This is a genomic window from Gemmatimonadota bacterium (genome assembly GCA_009838845.1).
In the GTDB taxonomy this organism is placed as follows: domain Bacteria; phylum Latescibacterota; class UBA2968; order UBA2968; family UBA2968; genus VXRD01.
Genome location: VXRD01000002.1, coordinates 18872 through 27478, shown reverse-complemented (window position 1 = coordinate 27478; position 8607 = coordinate 18872). Strand labels below are relative to the sequence as shown.

The following is an 8607-nucleotide window of genomic DNA, read 5'->3' as shown; positions in this document are numbered from 1 at the left end:
CAACAAGACCGTCGTCAACAAAATTGTCGTATAAATAAAAATTGATGTAACTCATCTTATATCATTGGGATATGGCACGAAACTAATGAGAACAAACCACACAAAAGCCCAACGTCCTCCTACAAACCTTGGGCTTTTCTCAATGAAACAGGTCAAATACGCTTTACCTATCACCCGTGAAAATATATTTTGGGCGCGTGTTCTTTTCAACAACGCACAGAAAGGTGCAGCATGAAGCGTTTGTGTATCCCGCTTGTGGTCTGTCTATGGACCAGTCTATCTCTCGCGCATGCATCACAATCCAGCCCTCTCCCCGACTTTGACGAAAACGGCGTCGTGGATCTTCCAGACTTTTTGCTATTTGTCGAACACTTCGGGACGAGTCGTGGTGATGAGAAATATGAAGACCGATTCGACCTGAATGGCGATGGCGCGATTGCATTTTCGGACTTTCTGATCTTTGCCAGCAACTTTGGCAAAACAGTGCCCCAGGCGATAGACACGAAAATAAATTTTCCACTACGCGCCATTCATGCTGCGGGTAATTGGGGAGATACTGGCTATGTCGTAGATCAATGGGAAGCCGCTGGAAGGATCGGAACGCTCATACCTCTGGACTATATCCAATGGCTAAAGAGCCTGCATGTAAACTGGATCGGCCTATCCGTCGCGCTGCATTACGACGACAGCATGGACAGCACAGTCGAACGCGTGTACGCATCAAATGTAGATATTCCCACTTTTTCAGATGAAGCACTCAGACAATTGATCCGAGAATTTAGAAATCACGGGATAGACGTCTATCTGACCCTGGCATTCGAAGCCTATGAGGCTGAAACCGCCGCACGTCCGGTACGCAGGTGGCAACTCGGAGACCCGGCTCCTGGCGGCGTTCCGCCTGATAATCCGAATATCTATGGGTTGATATTGCCCCAATACTGGCCCTGGCGTCCAGATCATCCGCATCATCGGCGTTTTGTCGCCGAATTCTGGGCAACCTACACGCAACAGGCGGTACACTTCGCCAGAATAGCAGAGGACGAGGGCGTGCGTTTATACTCGTTGGGAACGGAGACTGACCGGCTCTTTCGCACGCGTTCAGGAAGCTATATGACAAATGCGTTTGGTCGAGAACTCAGATCAATGGTGCAAAGCGTACGTGCCGTGTACAGTGGCCTGCTAACCTATGACATGCACTACGACGTACTCACGGCATCCCACTTTTACGGACCGGGATCGGGCGCAGGTCATCTATGGACAGACCTGAATCTCGACATCATTGGCATCAGTGCGTGGTTTCCACTGACGGACTCTCGTCCGTCAACGGTACTGAGCGTCGAAAGTTTCCAGACGCGTTACAGGCAGATATTCCAAAATCATCTCATTCCGCTTGCGAACAGAAATCCCGACCGGCCCATCGTGTTTACCGAATACGGTGCTATGGACGTGATTGAAACACCCGAACGACCGGGTGATGCATCAGCGCAAAACCGGCGATTCGTATTTACCGACTCGAACCGCAATGGACTGGATGACGGGCGGGAAACTCAGGCCAACATCTACAAGGCATTAATCAACACCCTGACTCAGTACCCTGGGATAGTAAATGGTGTCTTCTATTGGGATAATTGGATAGCCAGCGACGAACGGTGGGCGAGATACTGGGCACGTCGCCGCACGTATTCTATTCGCGACAAACCGTCCGAAGAAATCGTGCGATCGGCGTATGCGTCCTATATAGAAACCCCTACTACTCCTCCACCGGCAACATCACCTTAAACGTCGTCCCCACGCCCTGCTCGCTCTCCACAGTAATCTGCCCATTGTGCTTGCGAACAATAGCATAAATAATCGACAAACCCAAACCCGTACCCCGGTCCGCATCCTTAGTCGTAAAAAAAGGCTCAAAAAGACGTTGCCGGGTCGCCTCATCCATCCCAACCCCATTATCCTCCACTTCGATAACAACCGCATCATCCTCAGCCCGTGCCCGGATCCAGATCCACTTATCATAACCCATCCCCTCCATCTCCGCCCGCTCATCCACTGCATCCCGGGCATTGGACAGCAAATTGAGAACCACCTGCTCGAGCGGATGCGGATGTCCCCAGACCTCTGGGAGCGCGTCGGATAGATCCAGCACGAGATCAATCCCGTGATTCTCGAACTGTGACCCCATCAACTTCAGACTGCTCTCAATCACCGTATTCACATCCATCGCCTGGCGCGGCTCCTCGGACGCATCGCGCGAAAACACGCGCAAATGATCGACAGTACCCGCCATCCTGTTGACCACACCCCGAACATCCGCCATCATCTCCCGCAATTCATCCGTCTCAAGCGGTATCCCCTCCATCAGCCGCAGGGAAATATCCCCAGCAGTCGTCTCGACAACCGTCAGCGGCTGGTTGAGCTCGTGTGCCACACCCGCAACCATTTGCCCCAGCGACACCAGACGCGCGGACTGCAAAAGCTGCGTCTCGTTAGCAGATGCAAGATCTTCATTTGCTTTCCGCAGCCTCCGATCCCTGACAATAATCCGCGAGACCAGATACCCCGTGAGAATCACAAACCCTGAAATCAACCCAATAAACCACGGACGGCGCCACACCAGCGGAACAACATTGAATTGCACCAGCGACGGCACAGGATCTTCATTAAACGCCAGATCGCGCGCTTTAACCTCCAACGTATGCGCCCCCACATCCAGATTCTCAAAAGAACGGACCGAATGCCCACTGTATGGCGACCACTCCCCGCCATCCAAACGATAGGCGAATTGCAAATCTTCGCGCAATGTGCTTCGCCAGAGATCTGTCCCTGTCCACGCAAAAGTTATCTCTCCATCCTCAGACACTTCATCCGGAGCAAGGGACATCAGGGTCTCAGGTGGATCGGTCTCTGGCACATATCGGATAGTACGCAGAGTACAGGGTGCTGCTATACCCCGAGATTCCGACCGTCTGTACCAGGCATCTACATCAGATACAGAATTGAGCCAGAGTGTCCCGTCTCGAGACTGGAGAATCGGATCATAAAACTCTGTGCGCGGAAAATCAGGAGGTAAAGCCTGTGTTAACCATGTACGCCCATCAAAGTGGCTGACCCCCTCTGCTGTCCCCACCCAGATCGCACCGTCCCGATCCTGAAAAATGCTTCGCACCCTATTGTCCGCCAGCCCGTCTCCGTAATCGAACCGCAGCCACTCCGTCCCGTCATACCGAAACACCCCATAAGTTTGGGACCCCAACCACAGGTCGCCCCGTGGCGTGGTACAGACAGCATCAATAAAATCTTCAGCCAACACCCCTGGACCCGTGAACGGCACGCTTCGCACCCCATCAAAGCCGAGCAATCGCCCGCCAAACCACAAAATCCCATCAGAACTCTGCCCGATCCCACGAGCATAATGCGTAATACCCGGAGCAGTGTGATGTGTCCAACTCGTCCCATCGAAAACCACGACCCCACCGAGAAAATCATATAACCACCAATCCTCAGCCGCGGCAAACCACAAAGAGCCATCAAACGCTTCGTAAACCGCACGCGGATCAACACTCCAGGAAAGCTGAGGGTGGCGTTTAAGAATCCATACAGAACCATCCAACCGCGCTGTAGCCGCGACATGCTCGTGGTTGCCTGCAGCCCAAAGCGCGCCATCTCGCGTCGCGATAAGCTTACTCGGCGTATCCATCAAACCATCTTCCACCCCAAACCGCGTCCACCCCTGCTCATCATAACGCACAACGCCGTTATCCTGTGAGATAAACCACTGTGCTCCATCGGGCGTATCACACTGAAAAATGAGACCCTCATAAGTCTGCGTCTGGTTCTCACTCAAATCCAGACGCACAGCTTCTTCTCCCCTTCCCACAATCCAGAGCGCGCCGTCCGTGGCTTCGTGGAGTTCCATATGATGCGAAGACACGCTCGAATCATAGACACGCCACACACCATCCCTATGGGCAATTAAACGGCTACCGCCAATCCAGAGCGTCCCATCCCCACTCTCCAGAATAGACGTATAATAGTGATCGCGACCCAGATCACCAACTTCGAGAGCCTCCCACTTCTCCCCGTCAAACCGGTTGACACGCTTGCTATTGTCACCATACACAACCCAAACAACGCCATCCTCTGTCACACAGATCCTCGGATACGTACCCTGATCGATCCCATCCTCCCCACTGAAACGCCGATAGCCCGATGCAAAATCAAAACGAATCAAATCGCCGTCGTAAGTCCCAAACCAGATCGCTCCGTCGGACCCTTCACACACGTCATAAACCATCAACCTCCGATTGACCAAAGGAACCACAACAAAAGTCACCGCATCGGACACCATCTCCCGAACACCTGTCGTATCCTCCGCAGCCACATACAACCTTGCCCCATCCGGCGTCAACCTGAGCGCACCCCACTCCGTACCCGCCCACAGGCTTCCATCTTTTGCCTCCATCAAATCATAGGTATTCCATTCTCCCTCAGATGGAAATACCCGTTCCCATGTCCCATTCTCGAAACGACTAACACCCCGATCAGACCCCACATAAACACCTCCGTCCCGAGCGACGTAAAGCGCATTGATCTGCGCCCCCACCATCCCCTCATCAAACGGAAAAACGCGCCAGTTCATCCCGTCATAGCGATAAATACCATCATCCGTTCCAAATAAAAAATTACCATCCCCATCCTCCACCAAACACGACGCCCCCTGCCCCTTCAACTCTGGAAAAAATCGCCAGCGCCAGGACTCATGCACGGGATCCGGGTGACGAGGCGTAAAAGGCGTCGCCGCAAAACACGCACTCGCGCCCACAAGTATCAAGAGAATCAGGCATTTTGCGTATTGATCTATCATCTCAACGAATTTGAAGCGTATAACTTTCTCTTCGCGAACGGAATAAACAGCACATAAAATAATACCAATGCCACCCCATTGAGGAATAAGAGATACCACGGCCACGGCGCAAAGAAAAAAGGCGATTTTGTATCAGGCGGTTGGCAGAGAAACATATAATTGCTCCCCAGCATCAAATTGACGCCAATCAAAACAATCGCCAGAAGATTTAGCAAAACAAAAACGCGCAACACCGATCTCGCTGTCGGCCGCATACCCAGGCCCCATGTGGCGAACAGCGCAGCAGCCACAATACCGCCATGCGCGATAAAATATTGAAAAAAGCGATACTGCGGATAGCCGAACTCAAGCTGAGGCGTCACAACCGCATTCGTCGCGCCGACAAGCCCCCAGAAATAGGCAATCTCATAAGCCGTCTGCCGCCGGGAAACGAGCGTAATCACAGCCGCAAAAACAGCAATCCCACAAACATGCAACGGCATATACTCCCGCACAAACTCATGCACTCCAACCGTCGCCAATCGATAGCTCCAGTTCAGCACCTCGTTGAGCGCAATCACCCCCGCAAACGCGCAGCAAATTGCCTGAGTCGTCCTCTCCGAATCCAGCCGCCTGACAACAAGCGTCAAAACAATCGGCACAGCGAGAATCACGCCCATCGCAGCGATGTGAGCAAAACCGAAAAACTCAAACTGGCTTGAAGGCATCATTTCTCCACCTATTTCACAGCCACAGTCACCTGATTATTCACGCGCGTAATCTCTTCCAACTTCTCCTCGGGATCGAGAACTACGGTAACAACATCCGGCATATCAGAACCAATGGAAAACGCGACCTGCTTTGTTCTCGGCAACAAATCCAGAGGCGCTTCTAAATTCTGAATTACCCTGCGCCCCAGAGCCGTCTCACCATCGTACAGAGCAACCGTTAAATTTTCAACATCCACAGTACCAATATTGTGTACCGTCACCCGCACGCTATCGCCATCCACCACCACATCGCGCGCGGAAATACCAGCATCTGGCAAATACTCAGCCACCTCTTGAACCTCACCTGTAAGATCAATCGAAATCCGCATCAATACTCGTGAGGGCAAATCAACCACAACCTCTGTTCCCCGTCGAACACGCACCCCATCCCGCCGAAAAATATCTGCCTGACCCATCCCTTTGCCGACAACCGAATAAACCCCATCCTCCAAACGCCACAGACGCATACCCACAATCTTCTCCTCAGCCTCAAAATTATAAACCAACACACGCAACACCCTATCGCTGCTCTCTGTCACCAGCGCGGCAAAATCAGCACCCGTATTCTTCCACGTCACGGCAAAACTCGGAAAATCGCCTGCCCGGGTCACATCACCTGTGTACATCGCCAGCAAATGCTCAGCCCCTCGAACAAACACGCGATCCGTAAAATAAACTTCCGAAGTCAGAAACGGGCGGTTAATCCGCATACTATTAATACTATGCTCACACCCCGAAATTAGATACGACACATCACCCGTCAATCGCCATCGCAAATAACTCGACCCACCCTCTCGAAACAGGGCATCGTATCGCGCATCACCCGTAAGCAACCGATAGCTCGAAAAGCGTCCCGGATCCAGCACCCGGCGCAAAGCCCAGGCGCGAGAGCCGACCTCGGCATCTGCGGGCAGATCATCCAAATTTTCGAGAATCGCCAGCCCATCGCGGTGCGATTGCAAAAAAGCCTCATTCCCCGTAATCCACCAAACAGCCAAAAGATGATCGTAAATCATCCCCGAAGCACTCGGAAAAGAATAAAGCCATCCCATACCCGTATCATACCACGTATCTCCCGGACCGCTCAGCTTATTCTCCGGAAACGTAATTGCCGCCGGAATCACCCCTGCGGGTTTTCCATCTGCCTCTCGAGCAATCGCCTCAACCCAGCTTTTTCCCCACTCCGAAATCAGACGCACAGCCTCTGGGTGTCGATTGTACCAGGCCAACCATCGAATCGGTTTCACCGCCCGCGCATTATACGGCAAATCCACATTATACGGCGTCCGTTCATCCACCTCGTGCGCCCCAATGCGCATCGACTTAAAATGCAAATTGCCCCGCTCGGTCTTACCTATCCAAACATCACGCATCACCCGCGCCGTTGCCATCGCGCGTTCCACATACTCAGGATTCCCGTATTCCGCTGCCAGAAGAATCGGATGCGTATCGGAAATCAGCTCTGAAGAATGCTCCACATCATACGCTCGCTTGCTATATCCATCCGCAATCAAATCGCTATCCCAAACCCCATCGGCCATACGCCGTATTGCCCTGATAGCGCGCGCATCATCTGCCGCAAAAAGGGCGGGCTGCCAATGCCGAAACATCTCACAATCATCTTCATAATGCCCACCCATCTCGCCATTTTCAGCCTGCCGCTCATCCGTCCAGTAATGAATCACATCGAGCAGCCGCTTGAGCGCCTCGCGCTGTTTTGCCGCCCAGACCGGCGCATCTTCTGCGCCTTCGGTATATCTGGGATCGTCATAAGCGAAACGCTCACCCAAATACATGCGAATCATCCGATCTTCCAGAAATGCCTCTCGAAGCTCCAAAAAAATTTCATCCGACGCCTCGACAAAACGCACATCATGCAACTCCATAAAATAGCCAAAATACACCTTGCCCAGAGCGTACAATGCGCGAAATCGAAGTGGCTCTCCGGGATCGCTCGCAACCAGGCGAAGATGCACCTGTGCATACCATAAGCGACCGCCCTGACCCATCCCAAACTTCTCCCTTGCCCAACTCCAATTGCGCGCTTCAACCCGATCAAGACCCTCTAAATAAGTAAGAACATCCCGCACGCGATTTTGACTTCGAACATCCGCAGTATCTCTTTTTAATAAATCCAGAGCCTCCTCTATTAAAGCGCGGTGATTCGGACAAGACACATGGCCTGCTGTCCACAACAGAAGCTCGGCTTTCACTGACGGTGCAACGTCTGCCTTCCGAAAATCCGATGCGGCACCCTCAAAATCTCCGCGATCATACCAGGCAAGCCCCTGTTGCAAATTGGGATCTAATACAACATCGGGATCAACCGGCTCTAAACGACCACTCACCCGTTGAAACAAATGGGGATAGCTGGGACGCAACGCCACGGACATCAACCCCACCCGCTGCGACTCATAGAGCTTGCCACTGCCCACACCCTCAATGCGAATCAGCACAGAATCTCCCGACACAGACACCGGAAAACGCAACAGTGCCGGTGGTGTTTGATCCCACCCCCTCTGACGCATCGGGTCATCCCTGGTACGCGCCGCAAAAACGCCATTCACATAAACCTGTAGCGACCGCGCATCCGGACCATCGGGCACACCGATCTCAGCCATATAATACCCCGCTGGCACATCCACCCGAAACACCAGCCCCTCTCGCGCATAGTCCCGACGCCCGTAGCGCCCACCAACACCATCCGTCAACAACGCGCCAAAATAGGAAAATGCCTCGGCAGCTTCAACCGCACCGGAAACCCGCGAGGTAAACCCATACCCGCGTTCAGCCGTATAGACATCACCTGGCGTCACCCGTATATAGCCCGATGCCACCTTTGAATCTGCAGCACCCATATCGAACAAATAGTTCTTTAATTCACTGGCACTCGCCAAACTCGCTGTACTCGCAAAAGCTATGAATAGAATCAGAATTTGCATATAATACCTCTGTGAAACCTTCTGGATCGCGGCTTAAACATTGCCGCGATGACGG

4 protein-coding genes are annotated in these 8607 nt (G+C 52.8%); 1 reads left to right on the top strand and 3 read right to left on the bottom strand.

The window, feature by feature from the left end; translation table 11 throughout:
• The first annotated feature begins 231 nt into the window (after nt 1–231).
• Nucleotides 232–1779: a hypothetical protein gene (locus tag F4Y39_00195; GenBank protein MYC12122.1), complete on the top strand. Its 1548-nt coding sequence runs from the start codon at nt 232–234 to the stop codon at nt 1777–1779.
• Here F4Y39_00195 and F4Y39_00190 read toward each other — a convergent pair.
• From F4Y39_00190 to F4Y39_00180, 3 genes are read right to left on the bottom strand one after another with little or no spacing between them, the layout of a single operon-like run.
• On the bottom strand, nt 1751–4861 hold the full coding sequence (locus tag F4Y39_00190) for a GHKL domain-containing protein (protein MYC12121.1): 3111 nt from the start codon (nt 4859–4861) through the stop codon (nt 1751–1753). The genes F4Y39_00195 and F4Y39_00190 overlap by 29 nt on opposite strands.
• Nucleotides 4858–5571, bottom strand: a complete 714-nt coding sequence (locus F4Y39_00185; GenBank protein MYC12120.1) for a TIGR02206 family membrane protein — start codon at nt 5569–5571, stop codon at nt 4858–4860. Before F4Y39_00185 ends, F4Y39_00190 begins: the two co-directional genes overlap by 4 nt.
• A gap of 8 nt (nt 5572–5579) precedes the next feature.
• Nucleotides 5580–8552, bottom strand: a complete 2973-nt coding sequence (locus tag F4Y39_00180) for a hypothetical protein (GenBank protein MYC12119.1) — start codon at nt 8550–8552, stop codon at nt 5580–5582.
• Nucleotides 8553–8607 lie beyond the last annotated feature (55 nt).

What these genes read in the sequence shown, in the direction of transcription:
- F4Y39_00190 (MYC12121.1), bottom strand. Translation starts at nt 4,861, where the DNA reads ATGATAGATCAATACGCAAAATGCCTGATTCTCTTGATACTTGTGGGC.
- F4Y39_00180 (MYC12119.1), bottom strand. Translation starts at nt 8,552, where the DNA reads ATGCAAATTCTGATTCTATTCATAGCTTTTGCGAGTACAGCGAGTTTG.
- F4Y39_00185 (MYC12120.1), bottom strand. Translation starts at nt 5,571, where the DNA reads ATGATGCCTTCAAGCCAGTTTGAGTTTTTCGGTTTTGCTCACATCGCT.
- F4Y39_00195 (MYC12122.1), top strand. Translation starts at nt 232, where the DNA reads ATGAAGCGTTTGTGTATCCCGCTTGTGGTCTGTCTATGGACCAGTCTA.